Origin of the sequence: Acinetobacter sp. ANC 4169, from assembly GCF_002135355.1 — a bacterium.
Taxonomy (GTDB): Bacteria; Pseudomonadota; Gammaproteobacteria; order Pseudomonadales; family Moraxellaceae; genus Acinetobacter.
The window spans coordinates 128,786-150,821 of record NZ_NEGE01000011.1; the positions used below are offsets into that span (position 1 = coordinate 128,786).

At 43.7% G+C, this 22,036-nt stretch carries 16 protein-coding genes and 1 rRNA gene; 6 read left to right on the top strand and 11 right to left on the bottom strand.

The window, feature by feature from the left end; all coding sequences use genetic code 11:
* Positions 1 to 74: 74 nt before the first annotated feature.
* The 5 genes from parC to B9T26_RS10085 all read right to left on the bottom strand — a co-directional run bounded on the left by parC (position 75) and on the right by B9T26_RS10085 (position 7,090).
* Entirely contained in the window at positions 75 to 2,294 is a 2,220-nt protein-coding gene (gene parC, locus B9T26_RS10065; protein ID WP_086199561.1) for a DNA topoisomerase IV subunit A, read from the bottom strand.
* Between the two features lie 164 nt (positions 2,295 to 2,458).
* Positions 2,459 to 3,778, bottom strand: a complete 1,320-nt coding sequence (locus B9T26_RS10070) for an MFS transporter (RefSeq protein WP_086199562.1) — start codon at positions 3,776 to 3,778, stop codon at positions 2,459 to 2,461.
* Positions 3,779 to 3,911: 133 nt separating this feature from the next.
* The gene (locus tag B9T26_RS10075; RefSeq protein WP_086199563.1) at positions 3,912 to 4,556 is read right to left on the bottom strand and encodes a trimeric intracellular cation channel family protein; all 645 of its coding nucleotides are present in this window, start codon (positions 4,554 to 4,556) and stop codon (positions 3,912 to 3,914) included.
* Between the two features lie 60 nt (positions 4,557 to 4,616).
* The gene (locus tag B9T26_RS10080) at positions 4,617 to 5,084 is read right to left on the bottom strand and encodes a YchJ family protein (RefSeq protein WP_086199564.1); all 468 of its coding nucleotides are present in this window, start codon (positions 5,082 to 5,084) and stop codon (positions 4,617 to 4,619) included.
* Positions 5,085 to 5,512: 428 nt separating this feature from the next.
* A complete protein-coding gene (locus B9T26_RS10085) occupies positions 5,513 to 7,090 on the bottom strand; it encodes a TerC family protein (RefSeq protein WP_086199565.1) in 1,578 nt (525 codons plus the stop codon).
* Positions 7,091 to 7,433: 343 nt separating this feature from the next.
* On the opposite strand from B9T26_RS10085, the gene B9T26_RS10090 reads away from it, so the two are divergent.
* A complete protein-coding gene (locus tag B9T26_RS10090; protein WP_086199585.1) occupies positions 7,434 to 8,054 on the top strand; it encodes a TIGR00730 family Rossman fold protein in 621 nt (206 codons plus the stop codon).
* 401 nt (positions 8,055 to 8,455) lie between these two features.
* Here the strand turns inward: B9T26_RS10090 and B9T26_RS10095 are convergent, their stop codons facing one another.
* The gene (locus B9T26_RS10095) at positions 8,456 to 9,421 is read right to left on the bottom strand and encodes a hypothetical protein (RefSeq protein WP_086199566.1); all 966 of its coding nucleotides are present in this window, start codon (positions 9,419 to 9,421) and stop codon (positions 8,456 to 8,458) included.
* A 138-nt stretch (positions 9,422 to 9,559) separates the two neighbouring features.
* Entirely contained in the window at positions 9,560 to 11,461 is a 1,902-nt protein-coding gene (locus tag B9T26_RS10100) for a choice-of-anchor I family protein (protein WP_086199567.1), read from the bottom strand.
* Positions 11,462 to 11,637: 176 nt separating this feature from the next.
* Here B9T26_RS10100 and mdtD point away from each other — a divergent pair, with 176 nt between their 5' ends.
* The 5 genes from mdtD (at position 11,638) to B9T26_RS10125 (ending at position 16,948) form a co-directional block, all read left to right on the top strand.
* The gene (mdtD, locus tag B9T26_RS10105) at positions 11,638 to 13,029 is read left to right on the top strand and encodes a multidrug transporter subunit MdtD (protein WP_086199568.1); all 1,392 of its coding nucleotides are present in this window, start codon (positions 11,638 to 11,640) and stop codon (positions 13,027 to 13,029) included.
* Between the two features lie 80 nt (positions 13,030 to 13,109).
* A complete protein-coding gene (locus tag B9T26_RS10110) occupies positions 13,110 to 13,895 on the top strand; it encodes a GH25 family lysozyme (RefSeq protein WP_086199569.1) in 786 nt (261 codons plus the stop codon).
* 61 nt (positions 13,896 to 13,956) lie between these two features.
* On the top strand, positions 13,957 to 14,976 hold the full coding sequence (locus tag B9T26_RS10115; RefSeq protein ID WP_086199570.1) for an MBL fold metallo-hydrolase: 1,020 nt from the start codon (positions 13,957 to 13,959) through the stop codon (positions 14,974 to 14,976).
* A 47-nt stretch (positions 14,977 to 15,023) separates the two neighbouring features.
* Positions 15,024 to 16,079, top strand: coding sequence for a DNA polymerase IV (dinB, locus tag B9T26_RS10120; RefSeq protein ID WP_086199571.1), 1,056 nt, complete (start codon positions 15,024 to 15,026; stop codon positions 16,077 to 16,079).
* Between the two features lie 509 nt (positions 16,080 to 16,588).
* On the top strand, positions 16,589 to 16,948 hold the full coding sequence (locus tag B9T26_RS10125) for a RidA family protein (RefSeq protein ID WP_086199572.1): 360 nt from the start codon (positions 16,589 to 16,591) through the stop codon (positions 16,946 to 16,948).
* A 43-nt stretch (positions 16,949 to 16,991) separates the two neighbouring features.
* On the opposite strand, the gene B9T26_RS10130 is transcribed toward B9T26_RS10125, so the two are convergent.
* From B9T26_RS10130 to rrf, 4 genes are all read right to left on the bottom strand, one after another.
* Positions 16,992 to 17,537: a DUF2726 domain-containing protein gene (locus B9T26_RS10130; protein WP_086199573.1), complete on the bottom strand. Its 546-nt coding sequence runs from the start codon at positions 17,535 to 17,537 to the stop codon at positions 16,992 to 16,994.
* Between the two features lie 351 nt (positions 17,538 to 17,888).
* Complete coding sequence (locus B9T26_RS10135) at positions 17,889 to 20,297, bottom strand: YgiQ family radical SAM protein (RefSeq protein WP_086199574.1); 2,409 nt, start codon at positions 20,295 to 20,297, stop codon at positions 17,889 to 17,891.
* A 191-nt stretch (positions 20,298 to 20,488) separates the two neighbouring features.
* Positions 20,489 to 21,682 carry an MFS transporter gene (locus B9T26_RS10140; RefSeq protein ID WP_086199575.1) on the bottom strand — a complete coding sequence of 398 codons (1,194 nt, stop codon included), beginning with the start codon at positions 21,680 to 21,682 and terminating at the stop codon, positions 20,489 to 20,491.
* Between the two features lie 227 nt (positions 21,683 to 21,909).
* Positions 21,910 to 22,024: ribosomal RNA gene (gene rrf / locus B9T26_RS10145) — 5S ribosomal RNA — on the bottom strand.
* Between the last annotated feature and the right edge of the window lie 12 nt (positions 22,025 to 22,036).

A 22,036-nucleotide genomic window follows, 5' to 3' on the forward strand; every position in this document is an offset into this window, starting at 1 on the left:
TGTAATGTTCAACAAAGCATCCATTTGCACGAATTACACCATATATAGCCTATTTCATATCCGGGATGCTAGTTTTATCTTTGAATGAACAGTTTATTTGCTTTTTGATATCCTCGTGGTAAGAGTTGACCTTTACTGCCTCGCTTACCCATATATTTCTGAAGATCATCGCCTTTTAGTTTTAATTGTTGCTGTCCAGCAACCACTTGAATTATTTCATCTAAATTAAGCATTGTCATGGATACAATTTGATCTTTTGTTTCGAGTTGTATCAATTTATTACCTTTACCCTTATTCAGGCTTGGTAATTCTGACAAATCGACCACCAGCATACGCCCTGCTGAACTAAGCAAGGCTACATGGGTCGCCTGTTCTATTGCCTGCAGTGGCATCGCTTTAGCATCTTCAGGCACAGTCAGGAAGGATTTACCGGCTTTGGCATTGGTATCCAGCTGTTTCGCCTGGGTTTTAAAACCATAACCTTTGGAACTTAAGGCCAAAATTTCAGTGTCATCTTCAGCAATAAAGATTTGAATAAACCCGACGCCGCTGGCAGGTGAGAGTTTGGAACTTAAAGGTTCGCCCAAGCCACGTGCCGATGGCAGACTGTTAATGGCCAGCGCATAACTTCGACCGCTATCGTCCAGTACATAGACCCGTTGATTAGATTTACCTTGCGCATGACTTAAGTATTGATCGCCGGCACGGAAATTCAGATTTTCAGCATCGACCTCATGGCCTTTGGCTGAACGAATCCAGCCGGCTTCAGACAATACTACAGTCACAGGATCGGCCGGTAACATGTCCTGTTCATTGATCGCCTGAGCGTCTGCACGTATCACGATTGGCGAACGTCGGTCATCGCCAAACTTTTTCGCATCGTCTTTCAGTTCAGTGATAATCAGATTTTTTAAAGATTCAGGATTGGCCAGCTGTTCACGAATAATGGCAGCGCGTGCTTCCAGTTCTTCCTGTTCACGGCGCATTTCCATTTCTTCAAGCTTGGCCAAATGACGTAACTTGAGTTCTAAAATGGCTTCGGCCTGAATTTCATCAATATTAAAGTGCGACATCAATACTGGTTTAGGCTGATCTTCTTCACGGATAATACGAATCACTTCATCAATGTTTAAATAGGCAATGATTAAACCTGCAAGAATATGCAGGCGTTTTTCAATTTTATTTAAATGATATTGCAGACGGCGAGTCACAGTATTCTTACGAATCTCGATCCATTCCAGCAAAATACGACGAATCGATTTCACTTGTGGACGACCATCAGCACCAATCATGTTCATATTGACGCGATAGCTAGACTCCAGATCAGTCGTTGCAAATAGATGGCTCATCACCGCTTCGGCATCAATGCGGTTGGAACGCAACACAATCACCAGACGGGTTGGATTCTGATGATCCGATTCATCCCGCAGGTCACTGACCAATGGCAATTTTTTTGCCTGCATCTGATCGGCAATCTGGGTAATGACTTTGGAACCCGACACCTGATACGGCAAGTCGGTAATCACGATTTCATTTCTTTCTATTTTATAGACCGCACGGGTACGGTAACTGCCACGACCTGTAGTTTGTATTTTGAGCAATTCTTCAGGTGAAGTAATAATTTCTGCTTTGGTTGGCAAGTCGGGCGCTGGAATATATTCAGCCACTTTTTCATCGGACAGATTCGGATTGCGAATCAGGGCGATGGTGCCTTTGACCACTTCGCGCAAGTTATGCGGTGGAATATCGGTGGCCATGCCGACTGCAATCCCGGTGGTGCCGTTCAATAAAATATTCGGTACACGTGCAGGTAAATTCACCGGCTCTTTCATGGAACCATCGAAGTTGTCTTGCCAGTCGCAGGTGCCCTGCCCAAGTTCAGACAACAACACTTCACTGTATTGCGACAGTTTGGCTTCGGTATAACGCATCGCTGCAAAGGATTTCGGATCATCCGGTGAACCCCAGTTCCCTTGCCCTTCAATAAAAGGATAACGATAACTGAATGGCTGTGCCATCAGCACCATGGCTTCATAACAGGCAGAGTCACCATGCGGATGGTACTTACCGAGTACATCACCCACGGTACGGGCAGATTTTTTTGGCTTGCCGCTATGCTTTAAGCCCAGTTCACTCATCGCGAAGACAATACGACGCTGTACCGGTTTTAAACCGTCACTGATATGCGGCAATGCACGGTCCATAATCACGTACATGGCATAGTTAAGGTAAGCTTGTTCAGTAAATTCGGCTACGGAACGATTTTCTGTCGCATGATGCACAAGGCTGGTCATAAAAGCGTGAAATCCTAAATAATTCGTTTTTGTATCTACGTTGTTATGCTAAGTCGCAGGTGCAGACTACACAAGGGCAGTAACCCACACTCTGCGACAAATTGTGTCTTATGGACTAAAAATATCCATTTTATAAGGGTCAATCAACTAAAAAATCAGCAATTTTATAAACCAATCGACTCTAGGGTTTTGCCTTTGGTTTCTTCACCCAACACCAGAATGATCAGTGCCACGGCAATTAAAACCGCAGTAAACATCATAAACACATAGCTAAAACCATGATCGAGCACCATCATATGGGTCACCGCAAAGGGTGCAAAAATACCGCCAATACGACCAATCGCTCCGGCCCAACCTGAACCGAAAGCACGGATATTGGCGGGATACTGTTCTGGCGTATAGGTATATAGCACGCCCCAAGCACCCAGATTAAAGAAGGACATCAAACAGCCCCATACCACAATCTGGGTCACATTGTCCGATTGACCAAAGAAGTAGGCAGACAGTGCACACATCCCAATAAAGCCTGCAAGCGTAGCCTTACGACCTAACTTTTCAACGAGCCAAGCTGCTACTAAATAACCGGGAAGCTGCGCTAAAATCATCACCAGCACATATTCAAAAGACTGCACGATGGTATAGCCTTCTTTGACCAGCAAACTTGGTAGCCAGGTAAAAATACCGTAGTAGGAAAATACGATACCAAACCAGATCAGCCATAGCATCAGGGTACGACGGGCAAAAATGCCTGACCAAAGCTGAGAGAAGCTAATGTCATGCTTTTCAGCCACCGGTTTGACCTGAAAGATTTCAATCACTTCCACACCACATTTGGCTTCAATTTTTTTCACCAAGGCATGGGCTTCTTCAAAACGACCACGGTTAATTAAGTACGGAACCGATTCCGGAACCATTTTCCAGATCACGATTGCGTACAGCGCAGGAATCCCGCCAATCAGGAAAGCGGCATGCCAGCCAAAATCAGGAATAATAAAACGCGAAACCAGTGCTGCAACCAGCCAGCCCAAACCCCAGAAACTTTCCAGCAACACAATAAAGCGCCCGCGGACATGGGCAGGAATATATTCACTCACCAGCGTCACGGCCACAGGTAACTGACCACCCAGTCCAAGTCCGACAATGAAACGGAACACCAGTAACCAGGTCAGGTTCGGCGCAAAAGCACAGGCAGCAGTGGCCAGACTATAAACCACCAGGGTTGAGGCAAAGACCGTTTTACGTCCCCAACGATCCGCAAGGCCGCCTGAACACACCGCACCAATCGCCATGCCGATAAAACCGATGGAAACCACCCAGCTTTTATCATCCGGGGTCATGGCCCAGTCTTCGGCCATTTTGGCCAGAATAAAGGAAATCAATCCGGTATCCATGGCATCAAACATCCAGCCCAGACCGATCACCCATAGCAAGGTATAGTGAAACTTACCAATCGGTAAGCGTTGTATGCGTGAGACTAAATCCATAACAAGAGCTCTGATTTGGTGAAAGAATAGATGCTGCTTTCCCAACAGGATTTATAGTTGTATTGATTTTTATACGCCAATTTACAGATGATGACCGCTTATTTCGTCAGTCATTCATCCTGTTACGGTCATTTTATGAAGCATCTTTGGAAGATGCGGACTGGTCATCGTCATCTTTATAGATAAATTTCGGCATTTCCAGACCAAAATAGATGGCGATGCAGCGCAAAGAGAAACCGAAGATTAAGGTCGAAATAACCGTGACTTCCAGCGAGAAGCCAATATCTTGACAAATCCAATAACAAATCACGGAAACAAAGGAAATACTGGCATACAGTTCACGGCGGAATACCAAAGGCACGTCGTTACACAGAATATCACGCAGAATACCGCCGGATACTCCAGTTAACACCCCGGCTACCGCAGAAACCACAAAACCATGCCCCATTTGCAAGGCAATCTGACAGCCAATGATAGTAAAACCAATCAACCCCAAGGCATCGAGAATCAAGAAGATTGAACGTAAATGGCGCATCCATTTGGCGATCAGGATGGTGACAAAGGCAGCCGCACAGGTGAGCACCAGATATTCGGGATGCTTGACCCAGGTCAGCGGATAATGTCCCAGCAGCACATCGCGGACAGAGCCACCGCCCAGTGCAGTCACACAGGCGATCAGCGTTACACCAAACCAATCCATACTACGCCGACCTGCCGACAGTGCGCCTGTCATAGCTTCAGCCGTAATTGCAATAATATAAATGACCAATAGCAACATTGCCCTGCTTCCAATGAGGGTTATCGATGCGCGCTATTCTAAGGCAAATCTAGATGAAAGTTACAAAAATTGCGCACAACATTGTTTAAATTTTTTCCCTGAACCACAAATACAGGGCTGTTTCATGGTGATGTTCAAATCTGTGGTCGGATCAAGAAAATACCATGCGCCTTCATGCTTCACAAAATGTGAAATTTCATGATGCACTTGAGCCTGTTTGCCATCATGATAATGGGCCTTAAATTCGACTTGGGCATGGTGCTTATCCAGTTTTTCCTGTGCCTGGACCACTTCAAGCTTGAGCCACTGGTTGGCTTTACTCCAGTCGGCAATGGCTGCAACATCCAGCGCCTGTTGCTGACCTAATGCGGTGGTTTTAACAATGTAGTCAATTTCATGCTTGGCAAAGGCACTATAACGCGAACGCATCAACTGTTCTGCACTTTGCGCTTGGGCCTGCCCCAAATGCAGAGTTTGGCAACAGCTGGCGTAATCGCCTCGACCACATGGACACTGTGTTTCTGACATCAATTTTTTTCCATTTAAATGAGCAATAAAAAAGCCCGACTATGCGGTAATGCCAGTCAGTTAAGAAATTAACTGGTATTTTCTTTTTTAAATTCATGACTGTAGTTGATATGTGGAAAAGTCATCCGCAACTGTTTGAGGCATGAGGTGCATTGCACCGCAAGATTAAAAAATGATTGTTTCTGCGATAAATTTGCTAGTTGATAGTGGCTGACGAGTTTTGCGGATGACATATGCCTTTGGTTACTTTGGGCAAAACCAAAGTAACAAATGAGCTACAAGACTTTGATTTAAAAAGGTAAGACTCCGTGGTGAACTGCTAAAAAGCTAAAAAGTCTATTTCGAAACTCCTTAACTGATCAGCATTACGACTATGCGGGCTATTTTAATTCAATCTTGCTGTTTAAAGCTCGTTGCGCAGGATAAAGTTAATCTTCAGTCGCGTCTTGATTGAGCGGAATAATATGGACCTTATCAATTTTATGGCCCTCCATGGTGACAACCTCGAAGATATAGTTGTCTGCTTCCAGCTTGGCGCCACTTTCCGGCAAACGCCCCAAATGGAATAGAATATAACCGGAAAGCGTTGAATACTGCTCAGATTCATCCACCAAATCACAACCTAAAAGCAAGGACACATGGCGAATATCGGTCGAACCTTCCAGGATTAAAGTCCCATCTTCCAGACTTTCGGCAGCCGTTTCAAACTCGTCTTCATCCGGGAATTCACCGGCAATGGCTTCAAGTACATCAATCGGTGTGGCAATTCCTTCAATTGAACCATATTCATTCAATACAATTGCTATTTGTAATGGCGCCTGGCGTAACTGCTCCATCACCATCAACACCTGGGCATTTTCATGCACAATCACTGGTTCGCGTAAATGACCTTCAAAATTCAGCTTTCCTGTTTCGATATAATCGTTCATGACTTTATGGGTCAGCACCACACCGGCAATATTGTCCAGTTCGCCATGCGCCACAATCAAACGCGAATGGGTGGTGCTTAATAACTGTTCTTTAATGGAAGCATCATCTTCATCCAGATCAATCCATTCCAGTTCCGGACGCGGTGTCATCACCGATTTCACTGGCCGCTCCGACAGTCCAAGTACCCCTTGCACCATCACGCTGTGATAAACCCCGTTGTCTTCATTAAAGACTTCATCGGCAAAGGCACGGGTCGCCAGCACATCTTCAACTTCATTATTTTGCGATTCTGACTTGCCCCCGAGCATGCGCATCACTGCAGAAGCGGTACGGTAACGCAAGTCTGTCGTAGTCACCATCTTTTCCTGATTACGGCGCATGGTCTGGTTAATAAATTCCACCACCACCGAGAAACCAATCGCGGCGTATAGATAGCCTTTAGGAATATGGAAACCGAACCCTTCTACAATCAAGGAGAAACCAATCATCATCAAGAAGCCGAGGCATAGGATCACCACGGTTGGATGCTTGTTGACGAAATCCATCAGCGGTTTCGATGCCCACAGCATGATACCAACGGCAATCACCACCGCAATCATCATCACCGACAAGTCTTTGACCATGCCCACTGCAGTAATCACGCTATCCAGAGAGAATACTGCATCAAGCACGACAATCTGAACAATCACCATCCAGAACGCTGCATGCACAGGATTGTCGTCTTTTTGCGGCTGAACGCCTTCTATGCGCTCATGCAATTCCATGGTGCCTTTAAATAAAAGGAATACACCACCAAACAGCAGAATCAGGTCACGACCGGAAAAAGGATGATCTAAAACATGGAACAGTGGCTGGGTTAAGGTCACCACCCAGGCAATGGATGCAAGTAAAATCAACCGCATACACAAAGCCATGATTAAGCCGACTATACGGCCTGCATTGCGCTGTTCTGGCGGCAGTTTTTCCGCCAAAATCGCAATAAAAACCAGATTGTCGATACCCAGCACAATTTCTAAAACCACTAAAGTTGCCAAGCCAATCCATGCTGATGGATCTGACATCCACTCAAAGATCATTGGATGCTCTCCTGTGCAGGATGATGACGGACTGATTTTAGAAAGTTCATATTAAAATCGCTGAATATGCGATGAACAGCATTCTGTATATTTTTTGCGGAAGCATTGAAGTGTTCAGAGCGAGGACAACCACTACCCATGTTGATTCATTTGTTGGAAAACAGATTTTTAGTATAGCAAGATGAGGTAGAAATTCATCCTTTTTTCCATACTGCGCTGTTATTTCACTCACCCAATATCAACAATTTTTTGCAAAACTGTTTTGCCCCTGACCCCGCCGTGTCATATTTGGCGCTTAAGCTAGAGACTGAAAAAATAAAATGCTATGGTAAAAAATATAATGATGAACAGTGTATTAAAAATGACTCCCAAACATAACAATCCCACTCCCAAAACAACTCAACCTTTAATTGCGCTTTACTGTGGTTCACGTTCAGGCAATAAGCCCATTTATCAGGAAAAAGCCATCGCTTTGGCTCAGGCGCTGGCAGACTTGGGCTTCGGCATGGTCTATGGCGGCGCAAGTATTGGCCTTATGGGACAAGTGGCAGATGCAGTCAGACAGCGTGGCGGTGAAACGGTCGGGGTGATTCCTGAATTTATGCTGGATTATGAAATCGCACATCACCAGCTGACCGAGTTACACATTGTACAGAGCATGCATGAACGCAAAGCCATGATGGCCGAGCGTGCCAGTGCTTTTGTTGCACTGCCGGGTGGCTTGGGTACCTTTGAAGAAATTCTGGAAATTGCCACCTGGGGACAGTTGAATCAGCACCAGAAACCCATGATGCTGTATAACGTGAATGGCTTTTATGATGCCCTGATTAGCCAGCTGGATCATGCTGTTACTGAAGGCTTTTTACCGCCTCAGCATCGGGCCAAACTGATTATCTGCAATCATGCCGACCAGATTCTCAATGCCATTAAAAATCTGGGTGCACCGAAACACTTTGCCATTTAAGCCTATGCCTCAATACAAAAAAGCGAGCTCTAGGCCACTGCTGTCCCATAGTTAAAGTCCATGTGTCAGATTCGCGAGTGTGGCAGGGATGCCACACATTCTCCATCCTTGCGCTGCGTTTTAAAGCAGTGCTTAAAACTAGCTCAGGATGTCGTGTATGGGGAATAAAGACTTTTCTTGCGAACTCAAAATATATTTTGAGTTCTCATTTTGGTCTGTCAAAAGTAGGGTTTAGCCTACACAAAGCCATTTAAACTTTTAAAGAAAAGACAAGGCTGTGAAAAATATAAATATCAAATATTTAAAGATAACAAATCATCATGGTGATTCAGTACTAAAATAAAATTTAAATTATGGGACAGTAGCGAGCTCTAGGCTCGCTTTTTCAGTTCAGACTGCAATTAGCCTGAAATCAATTTATATAACCATGGCAAGGTGCTGGCTAATACAATACTCATGATTAAACCGACCATCAGCTTCATGGCATCTTTACTGACGTTGCGTGAAGTGCGGTATTTATTGACTTCCGCCAGATGCATCGACATGGCAAATTCACGACCTGCAAGCAGCCCCAGGAATACCCAGGTGGTACTCATTGGAATATTGCTCCATTCTTTGAATACCAATAAAATCAAGGCATAAATAAAATCAATGATGGTTGCAGAACGAATATCGGCCACACCGGTTTTGGTATCGATAATTTTCTGGATTGCCCCACCACGCTGGTAAAAAATCATGCCTAGCAGAATGATAAACACCAGAATCGCAAAGATTAAAAACTCCAGCGGGACCTGACGCGGGACATAGACAAAAATATTGGCCAGATCCTGAATCAGCCATTGGCTCCACAAAAATGCGGTAGATACCCACTGCAAGCCAATCCAGATATGCGAAGGTTTATGGTCTCGGGTTTTACTGAAATAAACTGAAATACCTTTAATCACAAAGCGATAGACAATGATGGCAACCACAAAGGCCACGGCGTAGCCCATCATGGATTTGGTCAGCATTGACCCTAAGCTGCTCGGTGAAAAAATGGTCAGGACTAAAAATGTGGTACTGACCGGAATGCCATACTTGGTTAAAAGAATCAGCAAGATGGGCGGAACAATATACAGCCAGGTAATGCCAGACTCAGGAAAGGGAATGGTTTCCAGACGGCCATAGGAGGCATCGCCTACCCCGGAAGTCCACCAGCCATACAGCAACACCACCGTTAAAATACTGCTGGTATACAGCCAGAGTACCCACCAGGGACGATGGGCATTGGATGAAATAAAGGTGCCCAAGGTCTGGGGTACATCATTTCCGACAATTGAATAAGCGGCCAAGCAAAAGCCTACAATCATCAAAATTTCAATTGTCATAAAAACAAAACCTTTTTCACCTATTAAAAGACCTATCCAGCGATGCTGGAAAGTGGGCAAGATTATGACATAACCATGACAAGATTGAACGCAAGTCGTAAAAAAAGCACCTGAGTGCTTTTTTAAATTACATTATTTTTATTTTAAATGAACTTGATAAATTGCAGTCGAACCACTCACTTCATTCCCCACAACCAACAAAGGCTGACCATTCGGCGAGTCTTTTGCAGCAATGAAAATTAGACCTTCCAGGCCCAAATCTCCCTGTTTGGTAATATCGGTTTGACGAAGGTCCCGGTCATTAAAATACTGTACAAATTTGGCTTGCTGCGGTTGGCTAATGTCATACACCATTATACCGCTGGCACGCTCCAGTCCAATAAATGCAAACGTCTTTTTACCAATTTGGCCAATTGTTATGCCTTCAGGCTCCGGTCCTTTATTGTCACTACGGTCATCAAATTTAAAGGCTTCGTGGTTGCTATTAAATTGATTCGGGAACAATTCCGCAATTTTACGTTCAAACTCACTGCCAGAGTCCCAGACAATTTGGCGACTTTCAGGATCGACAATACTGAATGAACGACCACCATAGCTATACAGTTTGTCATAAACCAGCTTGCCGTTTTCAAGCAGCGGTTGTCCCAAAGCATCACGTTTGAAACCTTGTGTCCAGCTAATGGTCAAGCGCCCAATCTGCGAGTCTTTAATTAAGTTATCTGCACAGACCTCGGTCGCCTCGCTAGTGATACATGGCTTAAATACCGTTGGATCTAATTTCGCACCGCTGACACCTGGCACCAAATGACGTAAATGCGCGGCATAATCGCCTTTCAGATCGAAACCTGTGTTTTTAAACAAGTGCTTCACACGGATTTCTTCAGCATAGCCTTGGGTTAAATCATTACCTGTGAAGTATTGAACTTTGTCTTTAAGCCATTCACGTGCATCACCTTCATTGGCAGTCACCAGATAGCTTTTACCATTCACTTGATAATGCGCAATCGCATCCGGCATATACATGCCATACAGTCCAGGCCATGACTTGATGTTGATCATGCCGGCATCTTTGGCACAGCTCGCTATTAACTGCCCCTGGCTGTCTGTCGCACCCACCAGACAGTCTCGGTCGCCAGCATCCAAAGCATTTTCAGGCAAGCCATGATCTTTACTCCCCATTGGGAAAATATCCACAAATTCATCTTTGAGCAAATCTAAAACCGCAATGGCATTATTTTCCTGCAAGCTCACCCATGCAGTTTTGCCATCTGGACTCACTGCAATATATTCAGGCTCTAAATCTTGTGCCACACTCGTGGTTTGCAAACCTTTGCTGGCAATATCTGCATAATGCTCGGTGGCAGGGCCAAAAATTCTTACGCCTGCATTCAGCAGACTTTGTTTCTGGCTATTCCATGCCTGAAAATTGGCTGATTTTACTGTTGGCTTGGTGATGTCTTTGACATTAATAATACTCACAGAACCTTCAGGATCTATCGCATAGCCTTCATTCGGCTCACCTTCATTCGCCACCAGAACTTTCTGACCATCGGCGCTAAAAGTCAACATATCCGGCAAGGCACCCACCGGCACTTGACTGATAAAACTTAAATCCTGCGCTTTAAAGAATGCCACGATACCGGGTTGCGTTTTATCCTGTGCCTGAACTGCCAAAGCCACAATGCCGTTATGCACGGCTACGCTGTTGACTTCCGAATTGGCCAAGTATTTTTTCGCATCCAAAGACTGAATATATTTCGGTTCGTTCGGCTGTTTAAAGTCCAAAACATCCACCACGCCTTCTTTGGCATTCACCACAAATAAACGCTGACTTTGCGCATCATAGGCCGGAATTTCTGCCGCACTTGCACCAAAGATGCCTGATTCATAACGACCAATTTTGACTAATTCAATACTTCCGGGTGTAATTTCTTCGACGACCGGCGGTACAGTCACCTGCGTCTGATCCTGACTATCATTACAGGCCACCAATCCCACTGAAAGCATTGCCAACATCAATGCTGAAAACTGTATTTTCATGTTTTAGTTCATCATTTATAAGAATGTGAACAATTTATAAACATGCTGTTGCAGCGGCATGAATCTTTGATTGCAGTTTTATTGCAATCCCTATTTGGAATAGTGAAAAGCTTTTACTACAACAGCGTTGAATTATTCCTTTAAACTGTATAAAAATCTCAGCCTTACAAAAATTTATGAACGCCACACCTTCGCATCAAGCCCTACAACCTGAATTCCGACTGCTGGTGCTGTTGGTATCGATCGGTTTTTTTATGCAAGGTTTGGACACCACTATTGTTAATACCGCAATTCCAGCTATGGCAGAAAATCTGGCTGAAGATCCGTTACAGATGCATAGTGTGGTGGTGGCCTATGTACTTTCGGTAGCAGCCTGTATTCCTTTAAGCGGATGGCTGGCCGACCGTTTTGGCGTGCGTAACACCTACTTTACAGCCATTATTGTGTTTACCTTGGCATCGCTGGGATGTGGACTGGCCAACAGCTTAAATGAGCTGCTGGTTTATCGGGTCATTCAGGGGATTGGTGGCGCATTGTTACTGCCTGTGGGCCGTCTGGCCATGCTCAAGGTCATTCCCCGCAGCCAGTTTTTATCGGCCATGAGCTTGATGAGTCTCGCTGGTCTGGTCGGCCCCTTGATTGGTCCGACACTGGGTGGCTGGATGGTCGAAGTGGCGACATGGCACTGGATTTTTTTAATTAATATTCCAATGGGGCTTTTAGGCTGTCTGATTAGCTTTAAAGCCATGCCCAACGTCACTGAACCGAGTGTTAAATCTTTTGATTTTTTCGGCTTTATACTGCTGGTGATTGCCATGGTCGGACTTTCACTGGGTATTGAAAACTTTGCCAGTCCGCATCAATCGCTGTGGGGCAGTCTTGGTCTGGTGATTGCGGGTATATTGGCCGCTATTATCTATGCCGTTCATGCCCATACCCATCACAATGCGCTGTTCCGCAGCACATTATTTAGCAATAAAATTTATGCTATAGGCATTATCGGTAATTTCTTTGCCCGCTTAGGCGGCAACGCGATGCCTTTTTTAATTCCGCTGATGTTGCAGGTGGCCTTTGGCTTTGAGCCATTTATTACCGGTCTGTTAATGATTCCGACCGTACTGGGTTCCCTGGCCTCCAAGCCGATTATCCGGCAGATTATTCAACGCTTTGGTTATCGTAAGGTATTGCTGGTGAATACCTTATTGGTCGGCGCCTGTATTGCCAGTTTTGCCCTGAGCACGGCGGATACTCCACTCTGGTTAAGAACCTTGCATTTCTTTATTTTCGGTATGCTGAATTCTTTACAGTTTGTTTCCATGAATACCCTGACCTTAAAGGATTTGCCGCAACAGGATGCCAGCAGTGGCAACAGCTTTCTGTCGATGATCATGATGGTGTCGATGAGTATTGGTGTGGCTTTGGCCGGAACCTTAGTCAATATTTTTACTGCCTATTTCGGTACCGAGCAGATCGTGACAGCTTTCCACAGCACACTCATTTGCCTCGGCTGCATTAACCTGATTACCGCAGCAATTTTCTGGCAAATTCCACGCCATACACCCGTTTAGTCAGATGGCATCAGAAACAACGTGGTCTGAATGTTCAGATCGCGTTATCATGTGCTTGATAAAACATCACAAATTATTTTATGCCTAAAAAACGATTCGCCAAATCCAATCATCACAAGCTGTATGCCTCGTGCATTGGCCTCATGCTGAGCTGTGTTGCAATCGTATTGTATGTTTTTGTTTTGCATCATAATCCTGCTTCGGCACAGGAATATCCGGTCAAAGGTTTTGATGTATCGCATCATCAGGGGGATATTCAATGGAAACAGATTTCCCCGAAAAGCTATCAATTTGTCTATCTGAAAGCTACCGAAGGCGGCGATTTTAAAGATCGAAAATTCCAGGACTATTGGCTACAGGCACGTGAACATGGCTTGCTGGTCGGTGCCTATCATTTTTACCGTTTATGCCGTGATGGCGAAATTCAGGCACAAAATTTTATTGAAACCGTACCCAATAAAGCCGATGCCTTGCCGCCAGTGATTGATCTGGAATATGACAGTAACTGCATCAATACCTATACCAAGGAACAGTTGCTAAAAGAAATTCAGGTCATGCATGACCGACTGTATCGGCATTATGGCAAACAACCGATTTTCTATATTTCAAAGTCATTCTATAACATTATTCTGGCAGGGGAATTTGTAAAAACCCCACTTTGGGTTCGTGAATACAAAGGCAAACCGGATTTAAAAGGCAATCCAAAATGGCTGTTCTGGCAACACACCAATCAGGGCACCATCAAGGGCATTACTAAAGCCGTTGACTTAAACGTGTTTAATGGCGATGAAGAAGACTGGACGCGCTTTTTAGAAGACAATGGTCTCTATCCAATTAAAAAGGTTGAAAATTTACCTAAAAAATAACAAGATAAGCTTCGATCTTAATCCACAATAAAAATAAAACCACATAAAAAACAGGAAAATTATGGCAATTCAAAAAGGATTTTGGCTGGCATTCGGCATAAGCATACTTGTTCTTATGGCTGCTGTGGTTTTTCTGCTGCAACCTTCAGGTCAGGTATCGGATTTTAAAAAATGGCAATATTTCCCCTCTGAAAAAACGGCACTATCTTCAAGGCTCAAGGTCAAATTCTTTGGCGTTTCTACCCTGCTTTTCGATGATGGCAAAACACAAATTTTGATTGACGGGTTTTTTAGTCGTCCTTCCCTTTACCAGGTGCTGTTTCAGAACATTCAAAGTCAGCCCGCACTCATCCGGCAGATGATTCAGCAACAACATTTGCAGCGGACTCAAGCCATTTTCGTCACTCATTCACATTATGATCATGCACTGGATATTGCTGAACTTGCAAGACAGCTTTCCCATACTAAAATTATTAGTTCAAGTAGCACTTTAAATATCGCACGTGGCGGACAGGTTGCAGAACAGCAGCTCATTCAGGTTCAACCCTTGCACGCCCTAAGCTTTGGTGAATTCAAAATTACTGCGATTGCTTCACAACATACCCCGCCCACTGCCGTAAACAATGACCTGGGAGAGGAAATTAAACAACCGCTGCAACTTCCTGCCCGTTTTTCTAAGTTTAAAGAAGGCCATAGTTTTGACTATCTGATTGAACATTCAGGTCAGCGCATTTTAGTCAAAGCCAGTACCGGTGCCATACCGGATCAACTGAAAAATTTAAAGGTGGATATTTTATTTTTAGGCATTGCCCAGCTGTCACGCCAATCGGAAGGGTTTCAGCAAAACTATCTGGATCAAACTTTGCGAACATTAAAGCCTAAAGTGGTTGTGCCCATTCATTGGGATAACTTTTTCAAGCCGATTGACCAGCCTTTGGAGTTTTTACCGTACCTGGCAGATCACACTGAGCAAAGTCTAAAAATACTGATTCAAGCGGCTGAACAACAACAAACCCGTCTGGTTTTACTCAGTCAGCCTGTGTCGTATCCACTTGTTCCTGCTCTACAATCTGATCGATGAAGATGAGATACTGAAGCCCAGCATGTACAGGCAGAATTTGGGACTGCATGAGAAAAATCATTCACATCGATATGGATGCCTTTTTTGCATCTGTGGAACTGAAAGACCGGCCTGAGTTAAAGCATTTACCTGTGGTGGTGTCTTCACATCACCCACGGGCCGTAATTTGTGCAGCCTCCTACCCTGCGCGCGAGTTTGGCTTGCGCTCTGCCATGTCGATGGCACAAGGCCGAAAGCTTTGCCCACACGTAGTCGTGATTGAACCCAATTTTGAAAAATATCGTGACATTTCTGCGCAGATTCATCAGGTATTTCAGCGTTACACGCCACTCATTGAACCCTTGTCTTTAGATGAAGCCTATCTGGATGTCACTGAAAACCTGCAAAATATTCCCAGTGCCACCGAAGTGGCCATGCAAATACGGCAAGATATTTTCCAAGCGACTGGTTTAACAGCCTCTGCCGGAGTGGCGCCAAATAAATTTTTAGCCAAAATTGCTTCAGACTGGAACAAACCGAATGGCATTTGTGTCATTAAGCCCTCACAGGTACAGCAGTTTATTCAGGATTTACCGCTGAAGAAAATTCCGGGTGTAGGAAAAGTGATGCAGGAAAAGCTCAAGCTGCTGCAATTGCAAACGCTTGGAGACTTACAAAAAATTGAGCAGAATGTGCTGGTTCAGCATTTTGGAAAATATGGCAAACAGCTTTTTCTCTATGCTCAAGGGATTGATGAACGTCCGGTTCAGGCGGAGCGCGAACGCCAGCAAATTTCCAAGGAAACCACCTTTGATGATGACCTGACCTTAACCCAATGCCAGAACGCTTGGCCTAGGCTGATTGACCAAGTCTGGAACAGTTTAGAGCGCAAACAACTTTGCGCACGCGGGGTTTCAGCCAAACTCAAGTTAAAAAATTTTCAGGTCTTACAACACAGCAAGAGTTTCAAACAGCCTTTGCAAAATCGGCAACAACTGGAACAGGTGTTGCAACAGCTACTCATGGAAATGCATATTCCAGAACATTTTCAATTTCGCCTCATTGGCGTTGGGCTGTACCAGCTTTCCGATCAGCAAGATCAGTCACAGCTTTCCCTTTGGTAATATTTGCATATTTTTCAACCAAAAGAATAAAATTAAAGCAATTGATGCTACACAAACGGTTTTTTTGCGGTACTCTATGGGCGCGATGCATTTATCCATGTAAGCGCCGAGATGCTAAAAATCACCTTTACTTTTAGCATGCTGTCCTGTGATTGGCGTGACGATCAAATCCGAATATTACAGGGCAACTCTGTTGAACCGCATGGCTCCTCACTCGCATCTCTTCTGCACATATCTCTATAAATCTATTAAAAACAGCATATTTCCTACTGCACTGAAGCATTTTATACATGCTGCTATCGATCACTCCGATTTGCTGCCGTTTGTGCTGCTGATCCCTGTTATTTTTAAAAATCTCTGCTGTGGCAACTATAGCCCAACAATAACTGCTCGATGAATGATTTACGCTAAGGGCTCATGACATTATGATGTTGTCATCTTCTTGGCTGCAGGCTGTTTACCCAGAATAGGGCTTGCAGCAATTATGCCGAAAACACAGGACTCATATTATGGCAGTACAACGTCTGCATGTTGAAAAGCGTTTTTCTGAAATTGCCATTTCAGGAAATTTAGTACATCTGGCGGGTCAATTGGCTTCCGATACTACGCTGGATATTAAAGGTCAAACCCGACAAACACTGGAAATTATTGATCGCTTGCTGGCAGATGCCGGTACAGACAAAAGTCAGATTATGTCTGTGACCATTTATTTAAAAGATATTGAAAATGACTATGTGGCGATGAATGAAATCTGGGATGCCTGGGTAGCTGATATTGAAGCCCTGCCCCGCACCTGTGTCGAAGCCAAGCTATATGCTGCTGATGTGCTGGTAGAAATGACGGTAACTGCGGTGCGTGCATCGAATTAAAAAACTAAAAAAAAGCATGAATATCATTCATGCTTATGCTGATTTAACCTAACATTCGGATTTTCTTACGGCCCAAATCTGGATAGAAATCATACTTTTTTATTGAAGCTTCTGTTAACTGGTCCAGCTGAGAATAAGCAGGTTTTTCAATTAAAAAGTCTTGTCTTAACTGAAAATATTCCGGTACATCTTCATAACGAATCACCCGATATCCTGCCATCGCCAATAAAGCATCCTGATATTGGGCATTTTGCGGGTGTCTTAAAGCCATCGGATCGTCTAGTGCAATAATGGCAGAAACCTGATGATGTTCATCCAAGATCACAAAATCAGCCACCATATTGCGATATTTATGACGGGTACGGCTGTATTTGGTCGTCAATAAAGCATCAAATGAAACATGAGCCAACACGGTACTCTGCGGCAATATTTCTTTGAGACGTGTAAAGGTTATTTGTTCACTAATATTAAAAATAGCTCTTTGTTTTAAAGCGCTATCTTGCTGCTTGGTTCCACTTTCCAGACTTTTCCAAGCCTTCAGCAGAACGCCGAACAGAAGTAAACTTCCGACCAAAATATAAATTATCATCCTCTTAGTCCTTTAAATTTTTATAGTCTTTTCCGGTGTCACACCGATGATTGTTATGAAATTCAGTATACAACGATTATTTTTATTAAATATTTCAAGTAAACAAACTGCATTTAATCATGACGAAATCATCATAAATGCTGACAAAAAGTTGCACTGATTTTATTTTTTACATCTATGTCTAGGATTAATCCATTATCAGACACAAAACTACTCTATCTCAAGGCCCAGCAGGGATGCAAGATTACTTTCTATTATTGTCCTACAATTCCGACGAGCTGTTTCACTAGCAGTTATTTAACTTAATGATAAAAAAAAGAACGCCTGAGCGTCCTTTTTTTTATTTTTAAATCAAGCTTTTGACTTAGGCTTAGATTTAGTTTTTGATTTAGAACCAGCAAATGGACGTTTTTCGCCTGTTTCGCGTGGTGGTAAGCCGGTATGTTGGGTCAAGATCTGACCTTTTTTAGGACGATTATTGCCATTTGTATTAGCAACATTACGTGATTGATTACGTGCAGTATTTTCACTGGTACGTTTTGCAGAATCCCCCGCTAAGGTCGAGTTTTTCTTGCGTGCAGACTGATATTGTCCTTCTGTACCTTGTGGTTGATAGCTCGGAATCAGGTGCTGTTTCGAATTACCAATCAAATCTGAGCGGCCCATTTCTTTCAAAGCTTCACGTAACATCGGCCAGTTATTTGGATCATGGTAACGCAAGAAGGCTTTGTGCAAGCGACGACGCTTCTCACCTTTCACAATATCGACATTTTCAGTATAACGCGCCACTTTCGCCAGCGGGTTTTTACCGGTGTAGTACATGGTGGTTGCGGTGGCCATTGGCGATGGATAGAAGGTTTGTACCTGATCGGCACGGAAACCATTCTTTTTCAACCAAATGGCCAGGTTCATCATGTCGTAATCAGTTGTGCCGGGATGGGCTGCGATGAAGTAAGGAATCAGATACTGTTCTTTACCGGCTTCTTTACTAAAACGCTCAAACATTTGTTTGAAACGGTCATAAGTGCCGATCCCCGGTTTCATCATCTTGGATAATGGACCTTTTTCGGTATGTTCAGGCGCAATCTTGAGGTAACCACCAACGTGATGTGTGACCAATTCTTTCACATATTCAGGGTTCAATACCGCCAAGTCATAACGCAGACCTGAACCGATCAAAATCTTTTTAATACCTTTTAACGCACGAGCTTTACGATACAACTGTGTCAATGGCGCATGGTCGGTATGCAGATTCTGACAAACGCCCGGGAATACGCACGATGGCTTACGGCAATTCTTTTCAATCTCTGGATCTTTACAGGCCAAACGGTACATGTTGGCTGTTGGGCCGCCTAAGTCCGAGATAATGCCAGTAAAGCCCGGAGCCGTATCTCGAATTTTTTCCACTTCACGTAAGATGGATTCTTCAGAACGGTTTTGAATGATACGACCTTCATGTTCGGTAATCGAACAGAAAGTACAACCGCCAAAACAGCCACGCATGATATTTACTGAAAACTTGATCATGTCAAAAGCGGGGAAACGTGCTTCGCCATAAGATGGATGTGGAAGACGTGCATAAGGCAGGTCAAATACATAATCCATTTCTTCGGTAGTGAGCGGAATCGGCGGTGCATTCAACCAGACATCACGTTCACCATGCTTTTGCACCATGGCACGCGCATTACCCGGATTGGTTTCGAGATGCAAAATACGGTTGGCATGTGCATATAAAACAGGATCTGCTGCAACTTCTTCAAATGCAGGTAAGCGAATCACGGCCAGTTCACGTGGCGGTAATTTATGTTTAATCGCTTTAGACGCAGGTTGTAGCTGTACAATTTGCGTATCGGCATCTAGTTGATCGCCTTCACGGACAATCGGATTGCTCACAATTTCTTTTTGGAAATTTTGGTATTGGGTTAAAGAATTACCCTTATCTTTTTCAATTTCACAGCCATCCAAATCCTCAGTCATCACATAAGGATTGATGATTGGATCAACCCGGCCAATCGCATCCACATCATTGGATGCAATTTCAACGAACTTGGCTTTAGACGCACGGTTATGTTTATTGACGATAAATGCCGTACCACGTACATCGGTGATGTCAGTAATTTTTTCACCTTTAGCCAGACGGTGCATCACTTCAGTAATTGAACGTTCACCATTACCATACATCAACAAGTCTGCTTTTGAATCCATCAATACCGAACGACGGACTTTGTCTGACCAGTAATCATAATGTGCAATACGACGTAACGATGCTTCAATACCGCCGAGCAATACCGGCACATCTGGATAAGCTTCACGAACACGCTGGCAATATACAGTAGCTGCACGGTCAGGACGTTTGTTGGGTACGTTGTCTGGTGAATAAGCATCATCTGAACGGATTTTACGGTCTGCGGTATAACGGTTGATCATGGAATCCATGTTGCCTGCCGTTACGCCCCAAGCAATATTCGGTTTACCCAATACGCGGAATGCATCCACGCTGGTCCAGTCCGGCTGCGCGATAATGCCGACACGGAAACCCTGAGCTTCCAAAGTACGGCCAATAATGCCTGAACAGAAAGAGGGATGGTCGATATAGGCATCGCCACAGACCAAAATAAAGTCACAGCTATCCCAGCCGAGTTGATCCATCTCCTCGCGTGACATCGGCAAAAATGGCGCAGGTTCAAAACAAGACGCCCAATATTTGTCGTAATCAAACAACGCTTTTGGCGCAGTCTGCATGGTATAAGCAGTAGACATGGCTAGCAATTCTCGGCTGGCAGATGATAGGAGATCTAAAAATAAGATCAAAGATGAAAGCCGATCATTTTAGCATGAATTCCATTCATCTTGCTTGATTATAATTTGTACAAAACCAGTGGTTTAATCTATCTCATATAAATGTTTCCACATCAGATGCTTGAACCTGACAAATCTGACTAATTTGCAACTTAAGGTTTGAGTTTTAAGGCTAACAATAAACCCAATCCCAGAACCAGACTGATAAACACGGTTAATCCCATCCAGCCGAATCTCTCCCAAACCAGACCACTGCTACTTCCCAAAACACTGGAGCCTAAGTAATAGCAAAACAAATATAGCGATGAACCGACTGCTCTGTATTGTAAAGACTGTACAGACACCCAACTACTCGCAGTCGAATGTGCAGCAAAAAATGCGAAGGTAAATATAATCAATCCAGCTAATAACATCCATAAAGATGGTAATAACATCACCAGCAAACCAATCAGCATCATCAATAACATTGCAGGCAAAACAATATTACGTCCAAAACGCCGCCCCCAACTTGCGGCACGAGGTGAACTATAAATTCCCGCTAAATAAGCAATTGAAATAAGACCAATCCATGTTTGCGACAATTGATACGGTGCTTCGAGTAAGTGATAACTCATATAATTAAACACTGACACAAAGCTGCCCATTAAGATGAAGCCTTGTAAAAACAATAATCTAAGTTTCTTATCGGTTAAATTTTTTATGAAAGACTCATAAAAGCGTTTAAAACGAATAGGATAAGATTGAAAATGTTTAGAGGGTGGCAATAATAGATAAAAAGCCGTGGCAACACATAAATTGATGATACCAATAATCATCATCGCGGATTGCCAACTAATATAATCGATTAGTACCCCTGCAATTAATCGACCACCCATCCCACCAATTGCAGTACCTGAGATATACAGCCCCATCGCAAAACCAATATCTTTTTTGGCAACTTCCTCACCGATATATGTCATTGCAACAGCAGCTACGCCACTGACACTCAATCCAATTAAAATACGATTAAAAAGAAAAACTTGCCATACTGTAAAGATTGAACTGATGACTGAAAGCGATGCCGCTAAAAATAATGCAGCGACCATGACAGGTTTTCGCCCGAAACGATCTGAGATCAAACCTGTAAAAAGCAATCCAATCGCTAAAGCTATGGTTGAAAATGATAATGGAAAGCTACTATGTGTCGGACTAACATTAAAAAACTGGGCAAAAATCGGCATCATCGGTTGTACACAATACAAGGATGAAAATATCGCAAAACCTGCTAAAAATAATGAAAATAGAACGGCTAGAAAAGGTCGAGTTCCATATTCAATATATGTCGTTTCAGGAGTTAAATCAGACATGGGCTTTCCACTAATGCACCGAATGAGTATACGCCTATCGCGCTTTAATATAAAAATCACATATTAAAGCGTCTAACTTCCCCCAATCCCCTATTATGACTCGAAATCATCTAATTATTCTTTGCGCATTTTCTTTTACTTTTCTTTCATGCATAAATCATAGGCACAAAAAAACACCCCCAACTCTCCTAGCAATGCTATTCGGGTTGGGGGTGTTTGGAATAATGAGCTGGCGATGACTTACTCTCACATGGGTAATCCCACACTACCATCAGCGCTAAGAGGTTTCACTTCTGAGTTCGGGAAGGGATCAGGTGGTTCACTCTTGCTATTGTCGCCAGCACAACTGTTTAT

Coding starts and splice junctions, on each gene's coding strand:
- parC (WP_086199561.1), bottom strand. CDS start 2,294: ATGACCAGCCTTGTGCATCATGCGACAGAAAATCGTTCCGTAGCCGAA.
- B9T26_RS10070 (WP_086199562.1), bottom strand. CDS start 3,778: ATGGATTTAGTCTCACGCATACAACGCTTACCGATTGGTAAGTTTCAC.
- B9T26_RS10075 (WP_086199563.1), bottom strand. CDS start 4,556: ATGTTGCTATTGGTCATTTATATTATTGCAATTACGGCTGAAGCTATG.
- B9T26_RS10080 (WP_086199564.1), bottom strand. CDS start 5,084: ATGTCAGAAACACAGTGTCCATGTGGTCGAGGCGATTACGCCAGCTGT.
- B9T26_RS10085 (WP_086199565.1), bottom strand. CDS start 7,090: ATGATCTTTGAGTGGATGTCAGATCCATCAGCATGGATTGGCTTGGCA.
- B9T26_RS10090 (WP_086199585.1), top strand. CDS start 7,434: ATGAACAGTGTATTAAAAATGACTCCCAAACATAACAATCCCACTCCC.
- B9T26_RS10095 (WP_086199566.1), bottom strand. CDS start 9,421: ATGACAATTGAAATTTTGATGATTGTAGGCTTTTGCTTGGCCGCTTAT.
- B9T26_RS10100 (WP_086199567.1), bottom strand. CDS start 11,461: ATGAAAATACAGTTTTCAGCATTGATGTTGGCAATGCTTTCAGTGGGA.
- mdtD (WP_086199568.1), top strand. CDS start 11,638: ATGAACGCCACACCTTCGCATCAAGCCCTACAACCTGAATTCCGACTG.
- B9T26_RS10110 (WP_086199569.1), top strand. CDS start 13,110: ATGCCTAAAAAACGATTCGCCAAATCCAATCATCACAAGCTGTATGCC.
- B9T26_RS10115 (WP_086199570.1), top strand. CDS start 13,957: ATGGCAATTCAAAAAGGATTTTGGCTGGCATTCGGCATAAGCATACTT.
- dinB (WP_086199571.1), top strand. CDS start 15,024: ATGAGAAAAATCATTCACATCGATATGGATGCCTTTTTTGCATCTGTG.
- B9T26_RS10125 (WP_086199572.1), top strand. CDS start 16,589: ATGGCAGTACAACGTCTGCATGTTGAAAAGCGTTTTTCTGAAATTGCC.
- B9T26_RS10130 (WP_086199573.1), bottom strand. CDS start 17,537: ATGATAATTTATATTTTGGTCGGAAGTTTACTTCTGTTCGGCGTTCTG.
- B9T26_RS10135 (WP_086199574.1), bottom strand. CDS start 20,297: ATGTCTACTGCTTATACCATGCAGACTGCGCCAAAAGCGTTGTTTGAT.
- B9T26_RS10140 (WP_086199575.1), bottom strand. CDS start 21,682: ATGTCTGATTTAACTCCTGAAACGACATATATTGAATATGGAACTCGA.